This window comes from Microvirga sp. HS2, assembly GCF_055792805.1.
In genome coordinates, this window is sequence record NZ_JBVVAJ010000018.1 from 1 (window position 1) to 24,909 (window position 24,909).

Annotated in this window: 21 protein-coding genes, 1 tRNA gene and 1 other RNA gene; 9 read left to right on the plus strand and 14 right to left on the minus strand. The window is 62.6% G+C overall.

Annotated features, from left to right (window positions below):
• Positions 1-338 precede the first annotated feature (338 nt).
• The 3 genes from ACS5Q0_RS15940 to ACS5Q0_RS15950 form a co-directional block, all read right to left on the minus strand.
• On the minus strand, positions 339-1,079 hold the full coding sequence (locus ACS5Q0_RS15940; protein WP_473127636.1) for a hypothetical protein: 741 nt from the start codon (positions 1,077-1,079) through the stop codon (positions 339-341).
• 74 nt (positions 1,080-1,153) lie between these two features.
• Positions 1,154-1,536, minus strand: a transfer-messenger RNA (tmRNA) gene (gene ssrA, locus ACS5Q0_RS15945).
• Between the two features lie 150 nt (positions 1,537-1,686).
• Positions 1,687-2,802: an alpha/beta fold hydrolase gene (locus ACS5Q0_RS15950; protein WP_473127637.1), complete on the minus strand. Its 1,116-nt coding sequence runs from the start codon at positions 2,800-2,802 to the stop codon at positions 1,687-1,689.
• A gap of 433 nt (positions 2,803-3,235) precedes the next feature.
• Between ACS5Q0_RS15950 and ACS5Q0_RS15955 the strand changes: the two genes are divergently transcribed.
• Positions 3,236-4,126 carry a LysR family transcriptional regulator gene (locus ACS5Q0_RS15955; protein ID WP_473127638.1) on the plus strand — a complete coding sequence of 297 codons (891 nt, stop codon included), beginning with the start codon at positions 3,236-3,238 and terminating at the stop codon, positions 4,124-4,126.
• A 51-nt stretch (positions 4,127-4,177) separates the two neighbouring features.
• Here the strand turns inward: ACS5Q0_RS15955 and ACS5Q0_RS15960 are convergent, their stop codons facing one another.
• On the minus strand, positions 4,178-4,561 hold the full coding sequence (locus ACS5Q0_RS15960; RefSeq protein WP_473127639.1) for a helix-turn-helix domain-containing protein: 384 nt from the start codon (positions 4,559-4,561) through the stop codon (positions 4,178-4,180).
• A 335-nt stretch (positions 4,562-4,896) separates the two neighbouring features.
• The gene (locus ACS5Q0_RS15965; RefSeq protein WP_473127640.1) at positions 4,897-5,745 is read right to left on the minus strand and encodes a beta-keto acid cleavage family enzyme; all 849 of its coding nucleotides are present in this window, start codon (positions 5,743-5,745) and stop codon (positions 4,897-4,899) included.
• An 87-nt stretch (positions 5,746-5,832) separates the two neighbouring features.
• Here ACS5Q0_RS15965 and ACS5Q0_RS15970 point away from each other — a divergent pair, with 87 nt between their 5' ends.
• The 6 genes from ACS5Q0_RS15970 to ACS5Q0_RS15995 all read left to right on the plus strand — a co-directional run bounded on the left by ACS5Q0_RS15970 (position 5,833) and on the right by ACS5Q0_RS15995 (position 13,790).
• Complete coding sequence (locus ACS5Q0_RS15970; RefSeq protein WP_473127641.1) at positions 5,833-6,720, plus strand: MurR/RpiR family transcriptional regulator; 888 nt, start codon at positions 5,833-5,835, stop codon at positions 6,718-6,720.
• The gene (locus ACS5Q0_RS15975; protein ID WP_473127642.1) at positions 6,720-8,063 is read left to right on the plus strand and encodes an aspartate aminotransferase family protein; all 1,344 of its coding nucleotides are present in this window, start codon (positions 6,720-6,722) and stop codon (positions 8,061-8,063) included. The genes ACS5Q0_RS15970 and ACS5Q0_RS15975 overlap by 1 nt, the downstream gene beginning before the upstream one ends.
• 92 nt (positions 8,064-8,155) lie before the next feature.
• A complete protein-coding gene (locus ACS5Q0_RS15980; protein WP_473127643.1) occupies positions 8,156-9,130 on the plus strand; it encodes a TAXI family TRAP transporter solute-binding subunit in 975 nt (324 codons plus the stop codon).
• 82 nt (positions 9,131-9,212) lie between these two features.
• Entirely contained in the window at positions 9,213-11,816 is a 2,604-nt protein-coding gene (locus ACS5Q0_RS15985) for a TRAP transporter permease (protein WP_473127644.1), read from the plus strand.
• A gap of 501 nt (positions 11,817-12,317) precedes the next feature.
• Complete coding sequence (locus ACS5Q0_RS15990; protein WP_473127645.1) at positions 12,318-12,509, plus strand: hypothetical protein; 192 nt, start codon at positions 12,318-12,320, stop codon at positions 12,507-12,509.
• 537 nt (positions 12,510-13,046) lie between these two features.
• Positions 13,047-13,790 carry a LuxR C-terminal-related transcriptional regulator gene (locus ACS5Q0_RS15995; protein WP_473127646.1) on the plus strand — a complete coding sequence of 248 codons (744 nt, stop codon included), beginning with the start codon at positions 13,047-13,049 and terminating at the stop codon, positions 13,788-13,790.
• A 367-nt stretch (positions 13,791-14,157) separates the two neighbouring features.
• Here the strand turns inward: ACS5Q0_RS15995 and ACS5Q0_RS16000 are convergent.
• From ACS5Q0_RS16000 to coaD, 7 genes are all read right to left on the minus strand, one after another.
• Positions 14,158-14,233: transfer RNA gene (locus ACS5Q0_RS16000), tRNA-Lys, on the minus strand.
• A 130-nt stretch (positions 14,234-14,363) separates the two neighbouring features.
• A complete protein-coding gene (gene tgt, locus ACS5Q0_RS16005; RefSeq protein WP_473127647.1) occupies positions 14,364-15,545 on the minus strand; it encodes a tRNA guanosine(34) transglycosylase Tgt in 1,182 nt (393 codons plus the stop codon).
• A 57-nt stretch (positions 15,546-15,602) separates the two neighbouring features.
• Positions 15,603-16,679, minus strand: coding sequence for a tRNA preQ1(34) S-adenosylmethionine ribosyltransferase-isomerase QueA (gene queA, locus ACS5Q0_RS16010; RefSeq protein WP_473127648.1), 1,077 nt, complete (start codon positions 16,677-16,679; stop codon positions 15,603-15,605).
• A 117-nt stretch (positions 16,680-16,796) separates the two neighbouring features.
• On the minus strand, positions 16,797-17,264 hold the full coding sequence (locus ACS5Q0_RS16015; protein ID WP_473127649.1) for a peptidylprolyl isomerase: 468 nt from the start codon (positions 17,262-17,264) through the stop codon (positions 16,797-16,799).
• A 48-nt stretch (positions 17,265-17,312) separates the two neighbouring features.
• Entirely contained in the window at positions 17,313-17,804 is a 492-nt protein-coding gene (locus ACS5Q0_RS16020) for a hypothetical protein (RefSeq protein WP_473127650.1), read from the minus strand.
• A gap of 37 nt (positions 17,805-17,841) precedes the next feature.
• Positions 17,842-18,390 carry a peptidylprolyl isomerase gene (locus tag ACS5Q0_RS16025; protein ID WP_473127651.1) on the minus strand — a complete coding sequence of 183 codons (549 nt, stop codon included), beginning with the start codon at positions 18,388-18,390 and terminating at the stop codon, positions 17,842-17,844.
• A 32-nt stretch (positions 18,391-18,422) separates the two neighbouring features.
• Complete coding sequence (gene coaD / locus ACS5Q0_RS16030; protein WP_473127652.1) at positions 18,423-18,923, minus strand: pantetheine-phosphate adenylyltransferase; 501 nt, start codon at positions 18,921-18,923, stop codon at positions 18,423-18,425.
• 556 nt (positions 18,924-19,479) lie between these two features.
• On the opposite strand from coaD, the gene ACS5Q0_RS16035 reads away from it, so the two are divergent.
• Complete coding sequence (locus tag ACS5Q0_RS16035) at positions 19,480-20,061, plus strand: hypothetical protein (protein WP_473127653.1); 582 nt, start codon at positions 19,480-19,482, stop codon at positions 20,059-20,061.
• Positions 20,062-20,126: 65 nt separating this feature from the next.
• Here the strand turns inward: ACS5Q0_RS16035 and gyrA are convergent, their stop codons facing one another.
• Together gyrA and ACS5Q0_RS16045 are read right to left on the minus strand one after the other, a co-directional pair.
• Positions 20,127-22,826 (minus strand): DNA gyrase subunit A, encoded by a 2,700-nt coding sequence (gyrA, locus tag ACS5Q0_RS16040; RefSeq protein ID WP_473127722.1) that lies wholly within the window; start codon positions 22,824-22,826, stop codon positions 20,127-20,129.
• A gap of 498 nt (positions 22,827-23,324) precedes the next feature.
• Complete coding sequence (locus ACS5Q0_RS16045; protein ID WP_473127654.1) at positions 23,325-24,179, minus strand: hypothetical protein; 855 nt, start codon at positions 24,177-24,179, stop codon at positions 23,325-23,327.
• 69 nt (positions 24,180-24,248) lie between these two features.
• Between ACS5Q0_RS16045 and ACS5Q0_RS16050 the strand changes: the two genes are divergently transcribed.
• On the plus strand, positions 24,249-24,887 hold the full coding sequence (locus ACS5Q0_RS16050) for a MarC family protein (protein ID WP_473127655.1): 639 nt from the start codon (positions 24,249-24,251) through the stop codon (positions 24,885-24,887).
• Positions 24,888-24,909: the final 22 nt, after the last annotated feature.

Here is a 24,909-nt window from a genome sequence, read left to right on the forward strand (position 1 = left end):
CACGTACCAAGGAGGCGCTCTGGACCACCATCGGAGAACTGCTGGACGCCTTCGAGCCGAATGAGTGCCAGAACTACATCAGGAACTGCGGGTATGAGCCCGTCTAAGTCGAATCTGCTCTAGCGCATCGTACGGAAAAGTGGACCCGGTTTTCCGCTCGAACGATGCGCTGCCTTTAGAGGGAGCATCGGATTGATCCCCAAAAGTGCAGATCCACTTTTGGGTCCGATGCTCTAGCGTTTTGCTCAAACCGGGCGCTCACAAGCGAAGAGAGCATCGGATGGGTTTCAGAAGCGCAGGTCCACTCTTCACATCCGATGCCCCGGCTCGCGGGTACGCTATCGTCCAACCACCAGCTCGATGTATGGCTCAAGGCTGTCGTAGGGCAGCGTAAACTTCTCGCCTCGGAACAGCATCGGCACATCCGGCCCATTCCCGAGGCCAGATGTCAGCTTGCCACGGACCGTGAAGGTCTCGCCTGCCGTGACGGGCCCCCAGGGCTCATCAAGGTGATCAATGATGCCGAGCTCGCTCAGCTTGGCATCAACGGCCTGGGTCCGGGCATATGAAGGCAGTTCACGGAGGCTATTCTCGATCTCCTCGCGCTTGAGGGCATAGGCCGGATTCCGAACCTTGTAGCGGAGCTCCGCATCCTGGGTGAAACGCCATAGCGACCCGATCACCATCTGCTGCTGCTTGGTGAGCGGCTTCTTCTCCGGCTTCTCGACCTTCTTTGCCGTCTTGGCGCGGGCGGGAGCGTCGGCAGGCTGAACGTCGGCGATCAACGCCCATTTGCTCGACCACTCCACCGCTCGATAGTCACCTTTCGTCAGGCGATCGGTGTATTCGAGAATGTCCTGATCGATGGGGCGCTTGCCACCACTGGCCTCGAAGTACCGCAACCGCATCTCGTCGGGGAGTAGCAGATAGAAATTGTCGCTCTTCACGTCCACGTCGAAAATGTTGGTGACCTTGACGACTTGATCCCGGGTGGACGGAGCCTCCAGGCCATCGCCCGTTGGATAGACCATTGTTCCTTTTGGAACCCGAATGTAGCCGTCCACCTGAATTTCCGACATGTGTTCTTCGCCTCTCTGTTGTGGGGCAGCGCGAGCTGAAAAGTCATAGACTTGAAAATGGGAACGGCACCCGAAGGTGCCGTTTCTGTTGCTAGGCTGTCCCGAGCCCCGGATGGTTACGCCGCGAGGCGAACCGCACCCATGTCAACGTTGTCGTTGGCATTTGTGAATTTGCACTGTTGAGGCCGTAGCTCAGCCTAATCGCAGCCTAGCCTTTATCGCGCCCAGTCGAACCCATATCGCCCCCATCACAAACATATCCAGGCAGCGGCCCTCCATCTCTGGAAGCCACCTGCTTAAACCTTTCCTGCCAGCGCTGGACGGCTGATGTGTTTGTGGTGGAGGCGGCGGGAATCGAACCCGCGTCCTAAACGCCTATTCCACTCTGCCTCTACGATCATAGTCAGGCGAACCTGACCTGCTCGGTATAACCCTACGGAGGCTAAACTTCCAGTCTTCATGCAATCATATTTTGATCGGGCGGCCACTCGCCTTCGCGCGCGCCGAACCTCCACCATCGCCCCGCCGAAGACTGTAAGAATGGCGCACCCTTTCCGAAGGGCCCAGCCCGAGAGAGACTTGGATCTGCCGGAGGGGCGAGACGTGTTCAGACTTGGGACTGCCGCATCAAATGGTCGATTTCTTGCACGACCGCGTCTGGCGCCAGGTGGTGGATCATGTGTCCCAGACCTGGCAGTACGGTCAAGCTGCTTTGCGGCAATTCGCGGTGCAGGCGCGCGGACTGGCGCTCCACATCCGCAATCTGATCGTCGGCCCCACTGACGATGGTGACCGGCCCCGTCAGTTCGCGGTAGTGCTGATCCAGCTCCATGACGGATGGGGTCATGAGCGCAGCATCTTCGGCGACCGCACGCAGCTGCAGCGGCCGCAGCATCAGCGCCTTCGGAAACTCTCGCTCGAAGCGCTCCGGCACAGGAGCCGGCTGGAACATCCGTTTGATCATGCCTGGCAGGATCGCCCGCGCCACGAGGGGGGAGACGGTGTAGCGCATGGCATCACCGATCAGCGGAATGGCTGGCGGCGAGAGCAGGAACGTGTCCGCCCGCAGGGTTGGATAGTAGTAGCCTGAGCCCAGAACGAGGCCACGGACGACGGACGGAAACTCCAGCGCGAGGGCGATCGCGACCAAGGTGCCCCAGGAGTGGCCATACACCAACGCCTGCCGGGCCCCGAGTTTTGCCAGAGCCTTCCGGAACAGCCTGGCATGGGCGCGTGGCGTCCATAGCCCGCGCGGACGTGAGCTGTAGCCATAGCCGGGCCGGTCGATCACGATCACACGATAGCGCTCCGCCAACTTGTCCACGAGGCCGCTGACGGTGAAGTCCTGGATCATGGTGCCGTTGCCGTGGATGAGCATCAGCGGGTCACCTTGGCCGCGCTCGATGTAGTGCAGCCGCACGCCATCCACGTCGAGAAAACCGCCGATCGGCGGATAATTCCGCTCAGCGGCGCGGGTCTGCTCGTAGTTATAGACCGCAGCCGCTCCCAGAGCAGCGACCGTACCCGCAAGAGCAGGAGCAAGCCATCGGCGCGCCTTGCGGCGTTCATCCCATGCAGGTTCACGAGCCTCCTCATGCCCCCGGGCGGCGTAGCGCGTGGCGCCCTCTTCCCGCCGTCTCCAACCTGGCTGGCTACTGCCGTTTCCCAAGGGCCCGGCGCGACGGAAGTTGTTCAGGTCGGCCTCTGCCTCTAGATTGTGCATGAACCCACTCCATTAAGTCCTGAAGCGAACAACGTCCCGGGTCCGCATGGGTTGCTGCAATGCAGCAAAGCAATTTATCCGGCTGGTGCGTTTCCGGGTGCCGAACGCCTGCGAGGTTCGACCCGCACGCCCGCCCTTTCTATGGAATCCGAGCTTCATCTCTGTGAATGAAGGGTACAGCGGCACCTCAGCACCACAATGGCTTCGCGCCGTGCGCCTCGGAGGGTGAAGCGCAAGAAGCCACGCCAGCAGGCTTGGGTGGAACGAGAAACACGTGGAGCGGAACTTTGCTGGTTTCCCGAAGATCGCCTGATCCCGTAATGTACCAGGCGGGGCTGTTTCGCCGGGCAACCTTGCCCGCCCATTGACATCCCTTCAAGCTACATTCCCAAAGAAGGGGCTCTTAAGCCACGTTGAATGGAAGGGACGCGTTTTGGATTGGGACAAGATCAGACTCTTCTGTGAGGTTGCTGAAGCCGGAAACTTCACCAGAGCGGGCGAGAGGCTTGGCGTGAACCAATCCTCGGTCAGTCGCCAGATCAGTGCACTGGAGCAGGAGCTGAAAGTTCCACTGTTTCACCGGCACCCCCGCGGCCTTCTCCTGACCGAGCACGGAGATCTGCTTCTCAAGGCGTCTCAGGAGATGCGCCTGTGCCTGGAAAAGACGCGCCAGCGTCTCACGGAAACCAGTGAGCGCCCAGCGGGAGATCTCAGAATTTCGGCCACCGTCGGCATAGGCGGAATCTGGCTCGCCCGACGCATCAAGGAATTCCTCGATCTTTATCCCGACGTGCGCATCGAGCTGATCCTGACGAATGGCGAATTGGATCTTGCCATGCGCGAGGCGGATCTCGCCATTCGGCTGCGCCGTCCCACGCAGCCAGATCTGATCCAACGACGCCTGTTTACAATTCAGTATCATGCATACGCGTCGTCCGCTTACTTGGAGCGCTTTGGAGAGCCCGTACGCGTGGAGGATCTCGACCACCACCGCATCGTGTGCCTGGGCGGAGACCAGCCGGGATTCATTCTGGATTTGCATCGGCTGACGACGCTCGGGCGGCATCCGAAGGATCCCCGCCCGAGCCACTTCGTGGTCAATGACAGCCTAGCTCTGCGGAATGCCATCGAGAATGGTGCCGGGATCGGCATGGCTCCGGACTATGCGATGAACGGCAAACCGGGAATCAGGCAGGTCCTGCGCGATATCGAAATGCCGTCGCTTGAAACCTACCTGGTGTATCCGGATGAGATGCGCTCTGTCGCACGTCTCCACGTCTTCCGCGACTTCCTGATCGCAAAGGCTCAGCAATGGGCCCACTGAGCCGTGACCTACTCGGCCGGAACGCACCGCCAACCCTGCCGCACAAAGTGCCTATGAGACCGCAATCGACTTCAGGGCCCGCCTGACGGCAAGGCGGGCCGCATCGACGTGCCCTCCGGTGAGCAGCTCGTCGACGATCCTGAGGGCCATGACAGCATCGGGGCGCTGGCTGGCGTCCGGGGCTACGGGATCCATGCCGTGAGCAGGTCCCACACCTCCGGTGAGTTCATCGCTCCGCCCCAGAAGGTAGGCCGGTGTGCACTTGAGCACGGCTGCAAGGCTTGCAAGGGACTCCTCGCCTGGATCGCTGGCGCGTCCCGTAATGATATCTTGGATGAAACCCGCCTCGAGCCCTGCCTCCAGGGATGCCCGCCGCCAGGAAATCTTAAGGGCGCTGACCCTTTCTCCAATGCGCTGTTTGAGAGCCCCGTTCACGCATTGCTCCTTCGGTCCGATGCGGTGAAAACACGAATGGCGAGGAGGCGGTCCATCCGCGCCATCCCCGCCAGCCTTACGGCAATCCCTATCTTCAACCCGGCATGGTTAACGAATGGCAAATTTAACAGAACCGTAAAGGCAATTCGGCCACGCCGCCGCCTTTTGGCTCCCTGATCCCTCCCCGCCTTGCGCGGCGAGACGGCTCTGGATCTGCACCAGGCCGCATTGTGGAGCGCCGGGAACTACGTAGGGATAGGCAGGCGATTGGCTGCAAGAACGGAACGTCGTCTCGCGCCGGTAGGCAGACGAAGCCCCGAAGGAGCGCCCCGGCGCTAGCCGAGACACCCGGCCCAGACTTGTCGCCATGAATCCGCATCGGCGAGAGGACTTCCGCAGGCCGTAAGCGCCTGCACCGTCTGCGCGATCAACGCCGCATTGGAGCCCGCCACCGCCCCATTGGCCAAGAAGATGTTGTTTTCGAACCCCACGCGCACATGACCGCCCAAGAGCGCGGCGCTCGTCACGCAAGCGGCTTCATGACGGCCGAAAGCGCACACCATCCAATTGGTGAAATTCGGCTGGCTCGGCGCCAAGAACGGCAGCAGATCGGCGGGACGGGAGGTCTGCCCAACCGTGTAGCGCCCCAGGACGTAGAGAACCGGCATCGTTTCGAACGGAACGAGCCCACGCCGCGTCATTTCCTCCAACCGGACCGCCTCCTCGGGTGTGTAGAGGATGATTTGCGGAACGATCCGCTCCTGCCGGAGCCAGTTCAGAAACTCCGCAAAGGCCGCTTCGGAGGCTTCGTCCGGCACAAGCTCGCGCAGAGCCAGCGACACCGCCTCGGGCCGTGTGGCACGCACCACAGCCATCTGCTCCTCGGGTTCGTAAACACCAAGTGCCTCGCTGGTGATCTGAACCACGAGACGATCGCCGATGGCCTGACGGATCGCCTTCGTCATTTCCGTATAGGCATCCGCGTCGAGAAGGTGCCCGCCCTGTCCGTCGCGCACGTGCACGTGAATCATGCACGCGCCCGCATCAAGACACTCGGAAGCCACGTGGGCCATTTCGTTCGGCGTCATGGGGAGTGCAGGATGATCGGCCTTGGTGCGGCGTCCGCCATTGGGAGCGACCGCGATCGCAATCCCCTGCCCTGCTGCCGCTTGCTGCCCGTTCATGCGCCGCCTCCGATCCATCTGTTTCAAACCACCGCCTTGGAAAAACAAATGTTGCACAAAATCGAGAGCTGAGTCTATGGTTCGGTGATGGACACCGCGCCCTTAGCCGCAGCGATTGTCGAGACATTCCCGGACCTGCCGGAGCAGCTCCAGGCGGCAGCCCGCTTTGTTCTCGACCGGCCGAGAGATGTGGCGCTTCTCTCCATGCGTGAGCAGGCGAGGCAGGCTGGGGTCCAGCCTGCGACAATGACTCGGCTGGCCAAGAGGTTGGGCTTCGACGGCTATGACGCCGTCCGCAATCTTTATGCACAAGCCATTCGCGATAACGGCCTCAGTTTCTCGGGCAAGGCCGGAGCACAGGTGCTGGCGCAGAAGGCAAGGGGCGAAAAGGCCCTGGCTGCGGAGATGGTCGCTTCCCTGATAAGCCAGATCGGCCGACTGGCCGACCCCGAGCCGCTCGACCGGCTGGCGGGCGCCGCCGCCCTCTTGGCCTCCGCCGAGCGCATTTTCTGTCTCGGCCTGCGCTCGTCGCACATCGTGGCGTGGCACATGAATTACGTGCTGTCGCTGATCGGTGAAAAGTCGGTTCTGCTCGAAACTCATGCCGGGTTCGGAATGGACCCTATCCGCAACGCTACGCCGCAGGATGCCCTCTTCACCGTCAGCGTCGCGCCCTATACCCGCGCAACCATCGAAGTGGCGCAATACGCCCATTCGCGCAAAGTGCCGATTGTCGCCGTCACCGACAGTCTCGTGTCCCCCCTCGCGCCGATTGCGCAATCCACCATTCTCGTCTCGACCGACAGCCCCTCGTTCTTCCACAGCATGACGCCCGCCTTCGTCGTTGGCGAAATCCTGACGGCGCTCGTTGCCGGGCGCGGCGCAGAAGCCTCGCTGGAAGCGCTCCGGCGCACCGAGGATCAGCTCACGGCCTTCAACATCCACTGGTTGCCGAAAGACGGCAGGAGAACCTGATGACCCGCATTCTTCATCGCCAGATCCACGGGACTCTGCCGGTCGCAGTTGGCGGCAAGGGCGTCGAGATCATCGACGCGCAAGGCAAGGCATATATCGATGCCTCCGGCGGGGCGGCGGTTTCCTGCCTGGGCCATGGTCATCCCGACGTGACGGCCGCGATTCATGCACAGGCCGATAAGCTGGCCTATGCGCATACGAGCTTCTTCACCACGCAAGCAGCCGAATCCCTGGCAGACCGCCTGATTGCGGATGCGCCGGAAGGGATGTCCCACGTCTATTTCGTCTCGGGGGGATCCGAGGCTATCGAGGCTGCGCTCAAGATGGCGCGGCAATACTTCGTCGAGATCGGCCAGCCGGAGCGCCGCAACGTCATCGCCCGACGCCAGAGCTACCACGGCAATACGCTGGGCGCGCTCGCCACCGGCGGCAACGAATGGCGCCGGACGCAGTTCAGGCCGCTTCTCATCGAAACGCACCATATCGACCCTTGCTTCGCCTATCGTCATCAGCTGCCGGGCGAGAGTGATCAGGACTACGCGGCCCGCGCCGCGCAGGAACTGGAGAACAAGATCCTCGAACTCGGCCCTGAGACGGTGATCGCCTTCGTTGCGGAGACCGTCGTCGGCGCCACCACCGGTGCCGTGCCCCCCGTGGCGGACTATTTCAAACGCATTCGGGCGATCTGCGATCGTTACGGCGTGCTGCTCATTCTCGATGAGGTGATGTGCGGCATGGGCCGCACGGGCACGCTCCATGCCTGCGAACAAGACGGGATTTCGCCGGACATCATGACCATCGCCAAAGGTCTGGGAGGCGGCTACCAGCCGATCGGCGCGGTCCTGCTGGGGCGGCACATCTATGATGCCTTCGCCAAAGGCACCGGCTTTTTTCAGCACGGCCACACGTATCTGGGCCATCCCCTCGCCTGCGCGGCGGCCCTTGCCGTCCAAGAGGTGATCCAGCGCGACGGTCTTTTGTCTAACGTCAAGTCAATGGGCACGCGCCTGCGCCAGCGGCTGGGAGACCGGTTCGGAAATCATCCTCATGTCGGGGACATCCGGGGGCGCGGGCTCTTCATGGGCATCGAGCTGGTGGAGGACCGGTCAACCAAGGCCACCTTTGACCCTAAAGAAAAACTGCATGCGCGCATCAAGCGCGAGGCGATGGCCCGCGGCCTCATGGTCTATCCCATGGGCGGCACCATCGACGGGGTACAGGGCGATCACGTTCTGCTCGCCCCTCCTTTCATCGTCGACGAAGCCATCGTCGACACGATCGTCGAACGCCTGGGAGATGCCGTGGATGCGGCCCTCGAAGGCGTGAGATTGAAAGCCGCCTGACCTCTCTCGCAGAGGCCAAGGCACCAACGGGAAAACCAATCCCGGACAACTTCAAGTTCGGCGCAAAGCCGGACACAACAAGAGGGAAGTCAATGAAGATCATGAACAAGACCCTGCTGAGCGCAGCCGCAGCCACATTGGCCTTCACGGCTCTTCCAGCTCAAGCGCAGCAGAACTTCGCCACCATCGGCACCGGCGGCGTCACCGGCGTGTACTATGCCGTCGGCGGCGCGATCTGCCGCCTGGTCAACAAGGACCGCAAGACGCACGGCATCCGCTGCTCCGTCGAATCCACCGGCGGCTCCGCCTACAACGTCAATACGATCAAGGCGGGCGAGCTCGATTTCGGCCTTACCCAGTCCGACGTTCAGTACAACTCCCTGAAAGGTCTCGGCTCCTTCAAGGACGGTGGCGCCTTCGAAGACATGCGCGCGGTTTTCTCCGTGCACCCTGAGCCCTTCACGGTGCTGGCCCGAAAGGAAGCCAATGCCGCTACCTTCGACGATCTCAAGGGCAAGCGCGTCAACGTGGGCAACCCGGGCTCCGGCACCCGCGCCTCCATGGAAGAGCTCCTCGGCGCGAAGGGCTGGAAGCTGTCCGATTTCTCGCTCGCTTCCGAGCTGAAGGCCGACGAGCACGGCCCTGCGCTCTGCGACAACAAGATCGACGCGTTCTTCTATGGCGTAGGCCATCCGTCCGCGAACATCCAGGACCCGACCACCACCTGCGGCGCGAAGCTCGTGTCGATCACGGGACCTGCCGTGGACAAGCTGCTCGCCGACAAGCCCTACTATGCCAAAGCCACGATCAAGGGCGGCCTCTACAACAACAACCCGCAGGACGTCGAAACCTACGGCGTGCTCGCAACCGTCGTGACCTCGACCAAGGTGCCGGAGGAAACCGTCTATCAGGTGACCAAGGCCGTGTTCGAGAACTTCAACGAATTCAAGTCGCTGCACCCGGCCTTCGCCAACCTCGACCCGGCCAAGATGGTGAAGGACGGCCTGTCCGCTCCGCTCCATCCGGGTGCGGCAAAATACTATAAGGAAAAGGGCTGGCTGAAATAAGCGGGCCTTTCCCGAAGTCTATCGGAACGGGGGCAGCGAATGCTGCCCCCTTGCCTTATTGAGACGACTTGAGGACGCGACCATGTCGACAAACGAGAAAGCCGCACTCGCTCCGTCCGCCGAGCTCGAGCAGCTCGTCGCCGAGGCCGATACGGGAGGCCGCAAGCCGACCGGTTTCACCGCCACATTGATCACCACGGTCGCCATTGCCTGGTCGCTGTTCCAACTCTGGTACGCCTCGCCGCTACCATTCACCCTGGGCTTCGGCATCCTGAACGACACCGAAGCGCGCGCCATCCATCTCGGCCTCGGGCTCTTTCTCGCGTTCATGGCCTATCCGGCCTTCAAATCCTCCCCGCGCGCTTACGTGCCCATCGTCGATTGGGCGCTCGCCCTCGCAGGCGCTTTCGCAGGCGCCTATCTCTTCCTGTTCTATCGCGATCTCGCCACGCGCCCAGGCCAGCCGATCATGCTGGATCTCGTGACCGCGGGGGCAGGCATTCTGCTTCTGCTCGAGGCCACGCGCCGCTCCCTCGGCCTGCCGATGGTCATCGTCGCGCTGGTCTTCATCCTCTTCACCTTCGCCGGCCCGTACATGCCGGACGTGCTGCTGCACAAGGGCGCTTCGATCTCGAAGTTCTTGCAGCACCAATGGCTGACGACGGAAGGCGTGTTCGGCATCGCGCTCGGCGTGTCGACGAGTTTCGTGTTCCTGTTCGTTCTATTCGGCACGCTGCTCGACAAGGCAGGCGCAGGCAACTGGATGATGCAGATCTCCATCGCCCTCCTAGGCCATCTGCGCGGCGGCCCGGCGAAAGTCGCCGTGGTGTCTTCCGCCCTCAACGGCGTGGTGTCCGGCTCCTCCGTCTCGAACGTGGTGTCGGGCGGCATCTTCACGATCCCGCTGATGAAGCGCACAGGCCTGTCCGGCGTGAAAGCCGGCGCCATCGAGGCCGCCTCCTCCATTAACGGGCAGATCATGCCGCCCGTGATGGGCGCAGCCGCCTTCCTCATGGTCGAGTATGTCGGCATCCCCTACTCGGAGATCGTCACGCATGCCTTCCTTCCGGCCGTCGCCTCCTATGTGGCGCTGCTCTACATCGTGCATCTGGAAGCGCTGAAGATCGGCGCGAAGCCGATCCCGCGGGAAGCGTCTCCTGCGAAGACACGCTTCCTGCGCACGGGTCTGGGCCTGTCCGGGTCGGTCGTGGTGCTTGGCCTGCTCTATTACGGCGTGATCGGCGCGCAAGCGGCTTTCGGCGCGGGCGCTCCCTGGATTCTCGCAGCCGCCGGTCTCGTGATTTATCTCGCAACCGTCGCCTATGCGGCGCGCTTCCCCGATCTCGAACTCGACGATCCCAACACACCCATCATCAAACTTCCCCGGGCCTGGGACGTGACGCGCACGGGCCTCGATTTCCTCATTCCATTGGTCGTCCTGCTGTGGTGCCTGATGGTCGAGGAAATGTCGCCCGGCCTCTCCGCCTTCTGGGCCACCACCTCCATCATCGGAATTCTGGCCACGCGCCGCCCGCTGCTCGCTCTGTTCCGCAAGCAATCTGCTTCGGCGGCCACTCGCGCAGCCATGGCCGACCTTCTGGACGGCTTCGCGCTCGGGGCGCGCAACATGATCGGCATCGCAATCGCCACCGCGACCGCGGGCATCATCGTCGGCACGGTGACGCTCACCGGCCTCGGCCTCATGATGACCGAATTCGTGGAGTTCATCTCTGGCGGCAATGTCATCATCATGCTGATGCTGATCGCTCTCATCAGCCTCGTGCTCGGCATGGGCATCCCGACCACCGCGAATTACATCCTGGTCGCGACGCTGATGGCGCCGGTGGTGGTGGAGCTCGGAGCTCAGGCAGGCCTCGCCATTCCGCTGATCGCCGTGCACCTGTTTGTGTTCTATTTCGGCATCATGGCCGACATCACGCCGCCCGTGGGCCTCGCGGCCTTCGCGGCGGCGGCGATCTCGCGCGAGGATCCCATCGCCACAGGCTTCCAGGGTGCTTTCTACGCGCTCCGCACGGCCCTTCTGCCCTTCGTGTTCATCTTCAACCCCGCAATGCTGCTGATCGGCGTGGACAGCTGGACTGACACGGCAATCGTCATTACGGCCAACATCACGGCGGTCCTGATCTTCGCGGCCGCCACGATGAACTACTTCGCGACCAAGAGCCGCCTGTGGGAGAGCGCGATTCTGCTCGTCATCTGCTTTGCCTTGTTCCGCCCCGACTGGTGGCTCAACCAAGTCCATCCGGCGACGATCGAACTGCCCGCGAGCGAGCTGATGAATGAGGTCGCCCGCGCGCCGGCGAGCCATCGTCTCGCCTTCGTGGTGGAGGGCACGACCATCGAGGGCGACGATGTGCGCAAGACGGTGAGCCTCGATCTCGGGGAGCAGAAGCCGACCCCGCAGGAGCGCCTGCGCAACTCCGGCCTCACCGTTGCAGGTCTCGGCAACCAGATGACCATCAGCAACGTGGCCTTTGGTTCCTACGCCAAGCGTGTGGGCCTGGAGCCGGGCTTCACCATCGTTGCCGTTCTCCAGTCCGCTCCCGGACGGCCCTCCACCTTGTGGGTCTACATCCCGGCATTCGCCTTGACAGGCTTTATCTGGTGGCTGCAGCGGCGACGGATGAAGCTTGTATCCGAAGCGCTGTCACCGGCAGCCGCGTAGCACATCGCGCGGAAAATTGGTTTCGGTTCTCCGCGAAAAACGATGCGTCAGAGAATGAAGAGCGCATCGGACATCAGAAAGGACTTGGGCTCGCAACATCTCTTGCGGGCCTTCTTCATGGCGTGAGCACGACAATTCCCGGCTGCCTGCGGTCGGTGTTCCCGGTGACGCCCAAGCCAGTCGCACCTCCCACATTGGTTATCGTCTTCCGGGGATGCGGCGAGTCATTTGCGCTTGCGCCTGAGATATCGGCGGGCATTTTGAGACACTCGGTTTGGGAAGGAGACAATCGCTTGATGTAACCCGGCCGAGCCATGATCAGAAGAGCCCGCGGCGTTGTAGGAGATTTGAGATCGATGATGTGATCGGGACCTGTTCGACGGGCTTTCAGCAGCGCCAGTGGCTCTATGGACCGGACCCGACAATCTTGCGTACACGTTCAGCAAGAACCTTGCCGGACGGGGCGGCCACATATGACAGTTTCTCCGGAGGAAGGCTCTGATGGTCGTGGCTTACACTATTGTGGGGCTCATCAGCGCGTTGATCACGGTCCTGATCCTCTGGTGGGCATATGGACCGCTCGTGGCGTTTCTTGGAGCACCATTCGGGGCAAGTCTGTCGATCTCAATCGTGGCGCTCCTGCGAGCATTGCGTTCTGATGGCCGTAGCCAAGATGGCAGCATGGATGAATGACAAGCCTCGGGCTCGGCCTGCGGCTCTCCTTCCTTCGCATGCGCTTATCGGACGTTCTCGCGCGACGATCTCCGGCTTCACAACCCTCACCGCGACTTGGCTCGGCTCCGCGCCTTCGCAGCACCAACCCACAGTCGCGAAATCTTCAGGACACAGCTGCCAACATCGATGAAGGGGGCAAATGTGATGCCCACGGCTTCCGAAGCAGCAGATCATCGAACAGCGACTTGGCCATTCATGGACATTACAGCCGAGCGCGGACAAGGCACTACGATCATCACCTGCGTCGCCCTCCAGGATGCAGGGCTTGGTGCCATCACGGTAGAGAGCATACACGAGCGTTGGATTTGTTTATGGGTGGCAGATTCGACGCTGCTGTAACCGAAACTCAGCCAGTATTGTTAAGTTTATACAACGCAATAGAGTGACTATTATCTCTTTAGACTATCGGCCAATTGGACATGGTCTGGTTCCCGACAGACGGATCGCACTCTTCCTGATTACCATTTCTTGATCTTAAAATTGTTAGGGGCACAGATGACCGCGCCAACGCTGCCGCTTATTGCCAAGCACTCGTCGGATACTGACCTCCCACCCAGCGGCCTTAATCCAAAGATTCCAACAACGCTTATCTGCGACAGCCGCCTTCTGCGTTCAGGGCTGCAGCATATCCTCCAGGGAACTTCGTTCGCTCTTACCGAGGCCGCTTCTGTCTCAGGATCCCTTCCTCCGGAAGCGCTACGGCCCGACTTGGTGATCATCGAGCACAAGCAGAACGTCAGTCGCCTGATCGATGTCGTCAAGCATGTGAAAGAGCAGCTCCCGGAGGCCCGGATCGTGGCTCTGGCGGATCAATTCGACCTCAATGTGGTGCAGCATGGGCATGCCGCAGGCGTACATGGCTTCTGTCTTGCAGACGCTGCTCCGGAGGTTCTGACCAAATCATTTGAACTGGTTATGCTTGGCGAAAATGTCCTGCCCTCCGCGGTTCTGCACACGCTCTCGGATGCGACGTCGCAGAGGCAAATGCATTCGCCCCAGCATATGAACTCGAATCTCTCTGATTTAGAGACTTACAAGCTGTCGGCACGGGAGACGGAAATCCTCGGGTGCTTGACGAAAGGCGAACCTAACAAGGTCATCGCTCGCCAGCTGGAGATCAGCGAAGCCACCATCAAGATTCACGTCAAAGCCATCCTGCGCAAAATCGGGGCCGCTAATCGCACTCAGGCTGCCATGTGGGCCTGTCAGCGCCTGCCGAGCAGAGGAGTATCTCTCTGATCCTCCCCGATTGCGCGGACATCGGGCTCGAGCATTTTTCGGCGAGGTGGGCCCGGTTCGCCGAAAAACTGCAACACAACAGAGCGAAGAGCTGTTTCCACGCGAGTGGAACGCCCTAGCTCGCGTTCCCCTCGGGCCATCAGACTTGCCACCTGAGGTCATCGGCCGGGAATTCGCAGCAGCTCGACATTTCGGCTGCGCATCCTGCTCGGCGCGCTGTCGTGCAATCTGCATGGGTGGCAGAGCTGCGCCTTGCGAAGCGGAGGAAAGGCCAGGAACAGGCCTAGAACAGGTGCCGGTAAACAAGCCCGGTAACAAGGCTTCATAAGAAACCTTAATTACCGTTGCTAACTCTCTGGGAATTAAGTGGTGAGCGCGCTGGGACTCGAACCCAGGACCCTCTGATTAAAAGTCAGATGCTCTACCGGCTGAGCTACGCGCTCCCAGAGGTGAGCCCGAAATAGGGGCTCTTGGGCGGTGGGTCAATCGAAAAGCCCCGGTCCGACGTCGAAATCGTCAATTCGGGTCGCACAGCCCTCGGGTTTTCCACCACTGGAAGGGATCCCGGCCCTTCTACCCCTCCGCCGGCATGGCGATGTTGTCGGCGTGCTGGCCGATCTCGGCCTTGCCGTCGCGCTCGCCCCTCACCCAGCCTTCCTTGATCTCGCCGATATGGTCTTCGAGACGGCCCTCCGCGATGGCCTTGCGCAGACCGGCCATCAACTCCTGGTAATAGGCAAGGTTGTTCCAGGTCAGCAGCATCATGCCCAGGATCTCGTTCGATCGGACGAGATGGTGGAGATAGGCCCGGCTATAGGTATTCGAGGCCGTGCATTTCGAGCTCTCGTCAAGCGGACGCGTGTCTTCGGCGAAGCGCGCGTTGCGCAGATTCATACGGCCGTGCTTGGTGAAGACCTGGCCGTGGCGTCCGGCGCGGGTGGGCATGACGCAATCGAACATGTCCACCCCGCGGCGCACTGCCTCGATGATGTCGTCCGGAGTGCCCACGCCCATGAGGTAGCGCGGCTTTTCCCGTGGCATGTGCGGCTCGACCGTTTCGATCATGCGCAGCATCACCTCTTGCGGCTCGCCCACGGCGAGCCCGCCGATGGCGTAGCCCTTCAGGTCCATGGCGGCGAGTTCCCGCGCGCTCTCGATGCGAAGCCGCTCCACTGCACCGCCCTGAACGATTCCGAACATGGCCTTGCCGGGCTGCTCGCCGAAGGCGATGCGACAGCGCTCCGCCCATCGCAGGGACAGCCGCATGGCCCGCTCCGCCTCTTCGTCCGAGCACGGCAGACGCACGCATTCGTCGAGCTGCATCTGGATGTCGGATCCGAGAAGCCCCTGAATCTCGATGGAGCGCTCCGGCGACATGAAGTGCTTCGAGCCGTCGATATGGGATTGAAAGGTCACGCCGGTCTCGTCGACCTTACGCAGAGCCGACAGCGACATGACCTGGAAACCGCCGGAATCCGTGAGAATCGGATACGGCCAGTTCATGAACTGGTGCAGCCCGCCGAGACGGGCGACGCGCTCCGCCCTGGGGCGGAGCATCAGATGATAGGTGTTGCCGAGCACCACATCCGCCCCGAGAGCCTTCACCTGATCGGGATACATCGCCTTCACGGTGGCCGCCGTGCCCACCGGCATGAAGGCAGGCGTCCGGATGACGCCGCGGGGCATCCGGATCTCGCCAGTCCGCGCGGCTCCATCCGTCTTCGAGATGGTGAAGGTGAAATTCTCGGTGGTCATTCGGTCCTCGTGGGATCGGCTCAAGCCCGTGCGGGCGCGAAGAGCAGAAATGGCGCATCAACGCCGGAAGAGCAAACTCGCATCGCCGTAGGAGTAGAAGCGATAGCCCGTCGTGATGGCATGGGCATAGGCCGCGCGCATGCAATCCAGTCCCGCGAAGGCCGAAACCAGCATGAACAGGGTCGAGCGCGGCAGATGGAAATTGGTCATCAGCACGTCCACGGCCTTGAAGCGGTATCCGGGCGTGATGAAGATCGACGTGTCGCCGGAAAAGGGGGCGATGGTGCCGTCCTCTCGGGCGGCGCTCTCCAGCAGACGCAGCGAGGTGGTGCCGACCGCCACGATCCGCCCGCCCCGGGCCCGGGCCTCGTTGAGCGCCTGTGCGGTTTCAGCGCTGACCGTGCCCCATTCGGCATGCATGCGGTGTTCGTTGGTATCGTCGGCCTTGACGGGCAAAAAGGTTCCCGCGCCCACATGCAGGGTCACGAACCGACGGGAGACCCCGCGCTCGTCGAGGCGCCGGAAGAGCTCGTCCGTGAAGTGCAGGCCCGCCGTGGGGGCCGCGACCGCGCCTTCGTCCCGGGCATAAACCGTCTGGTAATCGGTCCTGTCCTTCTCGTCCGTCGCGCGCTTCCCCGCGATGTAGGGCGGCAGCGGCAGCTCGCCGAGACGGGCGATCGCCTCGTCGAGGAAGGGGCCCGAGAATGAGAAGCGGAGCGCCACGTCTCCCCCCTCGCCTTTCTCGATCACCTCCGCATCGAGGCGCACCAGCTCGCAGGCCGTGCTCTCGGATTCCTCGCCGAAGCGGATGCGGTCGCCGATATGGAGCTTCTTTGCCGGGCGCGCGAAGGCGCGCCAGCAATCCGCCCCTTCCCGCTTGTGCAGCATGATCTCGACGCGCGCGGCGGTTTCTTCGCGGACGCGCAGGCCGTAGAGCCGCGAGGGAATGACCTTCGTGTCGTTGAGGACCAGCACGTCTCCCGGCTGCAGCAAATCCGGCAGATCGCGCACGATCCGGTCCTCGAAGCCGCTTCCGGGCCTGACGACGAGCATGCGCGCGGAATCGCGCGGCTCCACGGGGCGGAGCGCGATGTTCTGCTCGGGAAGGTCGAAGTCGAAGAGATCGACACGCATGGATCTATCTCAAAGCGTCGTGGCCGGACCTGACCCGGCCATCCGCGCCTTCCGGGGATGGAAGACATGGATGCCCGGGACGAGCCCGGGCATGACGGAGTGAAACCCCAGGGGCTTTTAAGCAGCGTCCGCCGCGACCTTCATCGAGATGATGCGGTCCGGATCGCGCACGGGCTCGCCGCGCTTGATCTTGTCCACGTTCTCCATGCCTTCCGTCACCTTGCCCCAGACGGTGTACTGCTTGTCGAGGAAGCGGGCATCGTCGAAGCAGATGAAGAACTGCGAGTTGGCGGAGTGCGGGTAGTTGGTGCGCGCCATGGAGCAGGTGCCACGCACATGCGGCTCGGCGTTGAACTCGGCCTTCAGGTCCGGGAGATCCGAACCGCCGGTGCCGGTGCCCTGGGGGCAGCCGGTCTGGGCCATGAAGCCGTCGATCACCCGGTGAAAGGCGATGCCGTCATAGAAGCCCTGGCGCGCCAAGGTCTTGATGCGCTCCACGTGACCGGGGGCCAGATCGGGGCGCAGCTCGATAACCACGCGGCCTTTCGTGGTTTCCATGATGAGGGTGTTTTCCGGATCTGCCATCGGTCTCTCCTGAAGCGGTTTGGTCGGCAAAACTCTATTCCTGCCCGTTCACATAGGTCGGGCGTCGATGAAACGGAAGGCAAAGATGCGTCCTGCGATGGCCGCTCCAAAGCTTTCCGTGAAGGGGAAGGGCGTGCAGCGCTCGAAGGCTTCGCGAACGGAGCGGGTGAAAGGCTCGCGCTGCTCTCCTTCGGTTCCGGGCTTGTAATAGGTGATCAGCGGCTTGCCCAGGACCTCGCCGTTGCGCTTGAAGCTGAGGCGTAACGTGATTTCCTGGCCGGAATAGCCGCTTCCCCGAGGCGGTCGCCAGCAGGCCTGCAAGGCCCTGAAGACGTCCTGCATGGTGTTGATGCGCCCGATGGGTGCTCCATCGGGCTTCGGCCTGACGCTTCCTATGATGCCCTCCGGCAACGTCGGAAGCTCCTCATAGGGCCGGTACCAGTAACCGTCCCTATGGTGATAAAGACCATGGCCATGCCAGCCGTCCCGCGCGGCCGCCGCCGAAGCGGAGGCCATCGCGAGGATGAGCGAGACGGACATCCATCGCGCTCCGGATGGCAGGTCAGGGCACATTCGCTCACTTCGCGTCGGCGGCGAGCTGCATCTTCACGATCTTGTCGGGATTGGAAACCATGCCGTTCGCGGCCGGGTTCCCTTTCTTGATCTTGTCGGCCACGTCCATGCCGGACACGACCTCTCCGAAGAGCGTGTATTGGCCCGTCAGCGGGCCGCAGCCCTCATAGCAGATGAAGAACTGGCTGTTGGCGGAATTGGGGTTCTGCGAGCGGGCCATGCCAACGGAGCCGCGCTTGTACTGGGTCTGGCTGAACTCGGCCGGGATATCCGGCAGGTTGGACTTTCCGGTGCCGGTGCCGGTGGGATCGCCCGTCTGAGCCATGAAGCCCTCGATCACCCGATGGAACGGGACGCCGTTGTAGAAGCCCTGTTTCGTGAGCGCCTTGATCTGCTCGACATGCTTGGGGGCCAGGTCCGGGCGCAAGCGGATGGTGATCCGACCATCCTTGGTGTCCAGGTAAACGGTGTTCTGCGGGTCACTGGCCGGCTGGGCCGCGGCCGGGACAAGGCCGGCCAGCACGAGCACACCGGCTACGAGCAAACGCTTCATGGATGGGGTTCTCCTCTGAGGGTCGAAAAACGTTATGGCCGCGTGAATTTGGCCTTGAGCCGTTCCGCGACAAGCCCTGGCACGAAGGCCGAAACGTCGCCGCCCATAGCTGCGATCTGCCGGACAAGCGTGGCAGTAATCGGGCGAACCGGCGGCGAGGCGGGAAAGAAGATCGTCTGGACCTCGGGTGCCATGGACGCGTTCATGGACGCCATTTGAATCTCGTAGTCGAAATCCGTGCCGTCCCGCAGGCCACGAACGATGAGGCTGGCTCCGTGGCGACGGGCCGCCTCCACGGCGAGATCGTCGAAGGTCACGACCTCCAGCTCCACGCCAGCCGCCTGCAACACGGGTCCGCAGACCGCCCGCAGCATCCCGGCCCGCTCCTCGGCCGTGAAAATCGGAGCCTTCGAGGAATGAACGCCGATGGCCACGACTATTCTGTCCGCCACGCTGCAGGCCTGGCGCAGGACATCCAGATGGCCGTTGGTGACCGGGTCGAAGCTGCCGGTATAGAGGGCGATGCGTGTCATGGCTCAAGGCGTAGCGGGATAATTCGACGTCCGCAAGCCGTGTGCCAACGCACGGCGATCCCAGCCCGGCTCTGCCACAAGGAAGCGCACAGCAGGGAGGCTCCCATGATCGTTCGGCTCGTCGTCACTCTCGTAACGGCATTTCTCGTCCTCGCGCCCGCCGCCATAGCTTCGGGCTACGTACCGGCGATCTGATGAATGCAGCGAGCGGCAAAACCCATTCGAAACCAGTTCCTTAGACAAGAATGGCCCCGGCGTGAGATTCACGCGCCGATTTAAGACGTCAGCCCTATGCAACCTAGGCTGGACGAGGCACCGGCTCGCCCTAGGTAACTCTTTGTTAACCATTTCAGGGGGCATTCCATGGCCTTTCGTCTTGGCATCGTCGTTCTTCTTGCAGCCGCCGTCCTGAGCCCGGCGGCCATCCAGGGACTGCATCTTTTCTGATCGCGGTTGCCGCCTTTTCGGCGTCGGCTGCCCTACTCCCTGCCCGGCCACATAGGGCTTTCCATTCCCAATACGTTATAATATTTAGATGGGGATTGTGGGAGTTGTCATGTCTCGTTTCTTGCGCGTTCTGGGCTCGTGGAGCCTTTCGCTCGGCCTCGTTCTTACACTGGCCGTCGTCTCGAATGCCTGCGCCGGTCCGACCGAAAGCCGGATTCCGGAGCAAATCACGCAGATCGAGGGCTATCCCTTCCCGAAGCAGATCGCTGGCCTCTCCCGCATGGAGAAGGCCGATTACGGCAGTCCGGACCTTGGTTTTAGCGTAGGCTATGCGAAGCAGGGCGAAGCCTGGGCCGACATCTACGTCTACGATCTTGGAAAGGATCTGACAGCGGCAACACAGGCAGCGGAGATCAAGGAACAGTTACGGATGGCGCTCAGCGACATTGCCTATGCCGTGTCGGCCGGCGCATACGAGGACGCCAAGGTCATCGCGAAGGCCGAAACAGTTTCCTTTGTAAAGGCGCACCTGACGATCACGCAGAAGGGGAAGACACGTCATTCCTACGTGTTCGTCACCGTGCGTGGGAAAAACTTTGTGAAGATCCGCTTCACAACGTCGGTGAGCGAGAACTCGGACCGGACAGCCGATCGCTTCATCACGGAATACACGCGCCTCTTGGGCAAGTGACGCAACAAAAAGGGCGCCTATAGGCGCCCTTCTTTTGAAGTATCGGCTAATCGAGCCTTGAGGTCTTATTCCTCGCCGCCCGCAGTATCGCCCTCGGCTCCAGCCTCGTCAGCGTCCTCGCCGTCTTCGCCTTCCTCACCCTCGATGTGCTCCACCGAGACCACGCGTTCCTTGTCGCGCGTAGAGAAGATCGTGACGCCCTGCGAGTTGCGGCCGACGACACGGATGCCGTCCACCGGCACACGGATCAGCTGGCCGCCATCGGTGACGAGCATGATCTGGTCGGCGTTCTCCACGGGGAAGGAAGCCACCAGCAGGCCGTTGCGGTTGTTGACCGCCATGGCCGTGATGCCTTTGCCGCCGCGTCCGGTGATGCGGTACTCGTAGGACAGCGTACGCTTGCCGTAGCCCTTTTCGGAGATTGTCAGAATGCACTGCTCCTGCGCGCTCATCTCCGCATAGCGCTCCTGCGAGAGGGAGACGTTGCCGTTCTCGGTCTCCTCCGCATCGTCCGCACCCGCCGCGTCGGCCTCGCCGTTCGACTGCTCGCCCATGACGGCTCGGCGCATCTTGAGGTAGGCGGCGCGCTCTTCTCCCGTCGCCTCCACGTGACGCAGGATCGCCATGGAGATGATCTTGTCGCCTTCGGCGAGGTTGATGCCGCGCACGCCCATGGAGTCGCGGCCCTTGAACACGCGCACATCCGTCACCGGGAAGCGGATGCACTGGCCCTTGGCCGTGGTGAGCAGCACGTCGTCATGCTCCGAGCAGATCTGCACGTCGACGATGGACTCGCCTTCGTCCAGCTTCATGGCGATCTTGCCGCCGCGATTGACCTGCACGAAGTCCGATAGCTTGTTGCGGCGGACCGTTCCGCGCGAGGTCGCGAACATCACGTCCAGCTTATCCCAGGACGCCTCGTCCTCCGGCAGCGGCATGATGGCGTTGATGCGCTCGCCCTGGCTGAGCGGCAGCATGTTCACCAGCGCCTTGCCCTTGGCGTTCGGAGCGGCGAGCGGCAGGCGCCACACCTTCTCCTTGTAGGCCTGCCCCTCGGACGAGAAGAAGATCACAGGCGTATGGGTGTTCGCCACGAAGAGCCGGGTGACGAAATCCTCGTCCCTCGTCGTCATGGCGGAGCGGCCCTTGCCGCCGCGGCGCTGCGCCCGGTAGGTCGAGAGCGGCACGCGCTTGATGTAGCCGGCGTGAGAGACGGTCACCACCATGTCCTCGCGGGCGATGAGGTCCTCGTCGTCCACGTCGGAGTCCCAGTCCACGATCCGCGTCTTGCGCGGGGTGGCGTAGGCCTCTTTGATCTCGGCGAGCTCGTCCTTGATGATGCCCATGATGCGGGCGCGGGACCGCAGGATCTCGAGGTAATCCGAGATCTCGGCTGCGAGCTTGGACAGCTCGTCGCCGATCTCGTCGCGGCCCAGAGCGGTCAGGCGCTGCAGGCGCAGGTCGAGGATCGCGCGGGCCTGCGTCTCCGAGAGACGATAGGTGCCGTCGTCGTTGATCTTGTGGCGCGGATCGTCGACGAGCGCGATCAGCGGCGCGATGTCGTGAGCCGGCCAGTCACGGGCCATGAGAGCCTCGCGGGCGGTGTTCGGGTCGGGCGCCGTGCGGATGAGGCGGATCACCTCGTCGATGTTGGCGACCGCAATGGCGAGACCGCACAACACGTGGGCGCGCTCGCGGGCCTTGTTGAGCAGGAACTTGGTGCGGCGGGAGACGACCTCCTCGCGAAAATCGACGAAGGCGCCGATCAGGTCCTTGAGCGTCATCTGCTCGGGACGGCCGCCGTTGAGCGCCACCATGTTGGCGCCGAAGCTCGTCTGGAGCGGCGTATAGCGGTAGAGCTGGTTGAGCACCACGTCCGCCATGGCATCGCGCTTGATCTCGACGACGATGCGCATGCCGTCGCGGTCGGATTCATCGCGAAGGTCGGCGATGCCCTCGATCCTCTTCTCGCGCACGAGCTCGGCGATCTTCTCGATCAGCGAAGCCTTGTTCACCTGATACGGGATCTCGGTGAAGATCAGCGCCTCGCGGTCCTTGCGGATCTCCTCGACCTCGGACTTGGCCCGCATGACGATGGAGCCGCGGCCCGTAGTATAGGCCGACTTCACGCCCGCGCGGCCGAGGATCATGGCCCCCGTCGGGAAATCCGGGCCGGGAATGATCTCGATCAGCTCTTCCGCCGAGATGCCGGGGTTGTCGATATAGGCCAGGCAGCCGTCGATGACCTCGCCCAAGTTGTGGGGAGGCATATTGGTGGCCATGCCGACCGCGATGCCGCCGGCGCCGTTGACGAGCAGGTTCGGGTAGCGGGCCGGCAGAACGACCGGCTCGTCCTTGGACTCGTCGTAGTTCGGCGAGAAATCGACCGTGTCCTTGTCGATATCGTCGAGCAGCGGCATCGCCGCCTTGGCGAGGCGGGACTCGGTGTAGCGCATGGCCGCCGGCGGATCGCCGTCGACGGAGCCGAAATTGCCCTGTCCATCCACGAGCATGACCCGCATGGCGAAGTCCTGCGCCATGCGCACCAAGGCGTCGTAGATCGATTGGTCGCCGTGCGGATGGTATTGACCCATCACGTCACCGACGATGCGGGCGGACTTCACGTATTTCTTGTCCGGCGTGTAACCATTCTCGTGCATCGAGTAGAGGATGCGCCGGTGCACGGGCTTGAGGCCGTCACGCGCATCGGGAAGCGCGCGGCTCACGATCACGCTCATGGCGTAATCGAGGTAGGAGCGCTTCATCTCGTCGACGATGGAAATCAGCTTGATGTCGCTGGCCGGCTGGTCCCCGCCGGGGCCGCCGGAGCGGATATCGTTCGGATCGGTCAAGGTTGGTCTTTCTTAAAACGGTCTGCCCTTTCGCGAGAGGCGGCTCAAGATGCCGCTTCGTCAAGCCGGGAGGCAGCCTCGCGAATCCAATTGAAATTCAAATCCTTAGATGGCCGTTTTCCACGCCTTTTTCAAGGTTTCAGAGGTGTTTTCCAGAGGCAAGAGGACGCGGCTTAAGCGGAAGGCCCGTGCCTTCCCTCGTCCCCGTCGCTGCGAGGGATTCGCAACCCCGTTGCATCGTCCTGTCTCGCAGGCGTGTTCGGGGCGGAAACGGACACCTGCGCCGTCCGAGAACAGCGTTCCGCAAGACGTGGATGGTCGGGTCAAGCCCGGCCATGACGAGGATTCAACACCCGGATGACCACCCCTTTCCGAAGCCGCGCCATTGATGAGGGTTAAGGGGGCGGCGCTCTAAACCCTCAGCAAGAGCGCGGTTGTGTCGTCGCTGAGCTTGAACCGGGGATAGCGTTTCCCGTCCGGATCCATCGTCGTCTCGATCTCCCGGGCCTTCCGAGCCAGCGGCTCCAGGCCCGAGGCGATGGCGGCCTCCATCAGGCCCTGGGCGTCGAAGGCCCCGTACAGATCGACCAGAGCCGAGAAGCCGTCGCTCGCGAGCAGAATGGTGGCGCCGTCGTCACAGGGCACGCTCTCGTGCCGCAGACGGTTGGCGGCATCCGGATTGAAGCTCAGAAGGGCCGCCGGAACGCCGCTTTTCTTCTGCCGCTCGCGGCGCTCGCCGAGCCAGGCAAGGAAGACGGGTTCGGCAAGAATGTCGTCGGGGCGGGAATGCGAGGCCTGCATCAGCTCGGCCGCCTTGGCGGATTCGGCGTCCCGCAGGCCGGGGGCATCGCCCAGGGTCAGGACCGCCCCGTCGGGCCGGCGGACATAGGCCGTGGTGTCGCCGAAGGTCCAGGCATCCAAGACATTCCCCTTGCGACGGATGAGGGTCATCGCGCCGAGCGGCCAGGAGACGAAGTCCTCGTGCCGCTCCTCGGGAGCGGCGGCGCGATAGGCCGTGCGGGCCTCCTCCATCACATGGCGGATCAGGGCGGCGCCGTCCTCGGCCTGGGGCGCTAGGTTCGAGAGGCGCTCATCCGCGAAGGCCGCGAGCCAGGCCGCGTCGCTCTTGGGATGGACGACCGGGGCGGTGCCGGGGAAGATCGAGGTGTCGATCACACAGGCCCAGTCCTGACAGGCCCCGCAGATATCCTCGTTGGCCTTGTCGGGATGCCCTGGCCAGCTGATCCTGTCCAAAATCGTGAACATCGTTGCGTGCCCTCTCGCCAAAACCCTTCAGGCACCCCATAAAGCAAAGCTGTCTCGAAGGTCCAGCCGATGCTTTTCGACTTTATCTCCGCCGCCCTTGTCACGCTGCTCGTCACTCTCGACCCGGTCGCTCTGGCCCCCATCTTCGTGTCACTGACCCGGGGCATGAATTCGGACGAACGCCGCCGCGTCTCCACGCGGGCCTGCCTGATCGCCTTCTGCATCCTCGCCTTCTTCGGCCTCGGTGGCGAGGTTCTTCTGCGCCTTCTCGGCGTGGGGATCCCAGCCTTCCGCATCTCGGGCGGGCTCCTGCTGTTCTGGATCGCGTTTGAGATGGTGTTCGAGCGCCGCAACGAGCGCAAGCAGCACACGGCCGAGGTTGCCATCACGGAGGACCATATCCGCAACATCGCGGCGTTTCCACTGGCGATCCCGCTCATGGCCGGCCCCGGAGCCATCACGGCGGTCATCCTCCTGGCCGGACGGGCCGACGGAAATCTCATTTATCTCTCGTCGTTGATCATCCTGATCGCCCTCGGGATTATCAGCTGTTTCGTCGTGTTTTCCGCAGCCGAGCGCGTCTCCCGCTGGCTCGGCGTGACCGGGAACGTGGTCCTGACCCGGCTGCTCGGCGTCATTCTCGCGGGACTTGCCGTGCAGTTCATCATCGACGGCGTCGTCGCCCTCTTGCGTCCTGGGACGTTGTAAGCAAGGCTCCCATAAGGAGACG

What these genes read in the sequence shown, in the direction of transcription:
- ACS5Q0_RS15940 (WP_473127636.1), bottom strand. Translation starts at nt 1,079, where the DNA reads ATGTCGGAAATTCAGGTGGACGGCTACATTCGGGTTCCAAAAGGAACA.
- ACS5Q0_RS15950 (WP_473127637.1), bottom strand. Translation starts at nt 2,802, where the DNA reads ATGCACAATCTAGAGGCAGAGGCCGACCTGAACAACTTCCGTCGCGCC.
- ACS5Q0_RS15965 (WP_473127640.1), bottom strand. Translation starts at nt 5,745, where the DNA reads ATGAACGGGCAGCAAGCGGCAGCAGGGCAGGGGATTGCGATCGCGGTC.
- ACS5Q0_RS15970 (WP_473127641.1), top strand. Translation starts at nt 5,833, where the DNA reads ATGGACACCGCGCCCTTAGCCGCAGCGATTGTCGAGACATTCCCGGAC.
- ACS5Q0_RS15975 (WP_473127642.1), top strand. Translation starts at nt 6,720, where the DNA reads ATGACCCGCATTCTTCATCGCCAGATCCACGGGACTCTGCCGGTCGCA.
- ACS5Q0_RS15980 (WP_473127643.1), top strand. Translation starts at nt 8,156, where the DNA reads ATGAAGATCATGAACAAGACCCTGCTGAGCGCAGCCGCAGCCACATTG.
- ACS5Q0_RS15985 (WP_473127644.1), top strand. Translation starts at nt 9,213, where the DNA reads ATGTCGACAAACGAGAAAGCCGCACTCGCTCCGTCCGCCGAGCTCGAG.
- ACS5Q0_RS15990 (WP_473127645.1), top strand. Translation starts at nt 12,318, where the DNA reads ATGGTCGTGGCTTACACTATTGTGGGGCTCATCAGCGCGTTGATCACG.
- ACS5Q0_RS15995 (WP_473127646.1), top strand. Translation starts at nt 13,047, where the DNA reads ATGACCGCGCCAACGCTGCCGCTTATTGCCAAGCACTCGTCGGATACT.
- tgt (WP_473127647.1), bottom strand. Translation starts at nt 15,545, where the DNA reads ATGACCACCGAGAATTTCACCTTCACCATCTCGAAGACGGATGGAGCC.
- queA (WP_473127648.1), bottom strand. Translation starts at nt 16,679, where the DNA reads ATGCGTGTCGATCTCTTCGACTTCGACCTTCCCGAGCAGAACATCGCG.
- ACS5Q0_RS16015 (WP_473127649.1), bottom strand. Translation starts at nt 17,264, where the DNA reads ATGGCAGATCCGGAAAACACCCTCATCATGGAAACCACGAAAGGCCGC.
- ACS5Q0_RS16020 (WP_473127650.1), bottom strand. Translation starts at nt 17,804, where the DNA reads ATGTCCGTCTCGCTCATCCTCGCGATGGCCTCCGCTTCGGCGGCGGCC.
- ACS5Q0_RS16025 (WP_473127651.1), bottom strand. Translation starts at nt 18,390, where the DNA reads ATGAAGCGTTTGCTCGTAGCCGGTGTGCTCGTGCTGGCCGGCCTTGTC.
- coaD (WP_473127652.1), bottom strand. Translation starts at nt 18,923, where the DNA reads ATGACACGCATCGCCCTCTATACCGGCAGCTTCGACCCGGTCACCAAC.
- ACS5Q0_RS16035 (WP_473127653.1), top strand. Translation starts at nt 19,480, where the DNA reads ATGTCTCGTTTCTTGCGCGTTCTGGGCTCGTGGAGCCTTTCGCTCGGC.
- gyrA (WP_473127722.1), bottom strand. Translation starts at nt 22,826, where the DNA reads ATGAAGCGCTCCTACCTCGATTACGCCATGAGCGTGATCGTGAGCCGC.
- ACS5Q0_RS16045 (WP_473127654.1), bottom strand. Translation starts at nt 24,179, where the DNA reads ATGTTCACGATTTTGGACAGGATCAGCTGGCCAGGGCATCCCGACAAG.
- ACS5Q0_RS16050 (WP_473127655.1), top strand. Translation starts at nt 24,249, where the DNA reads ATGCTTTTCGACTTTATCTCCGCCGCCCTTGTCACGCTGCTCGTCACT.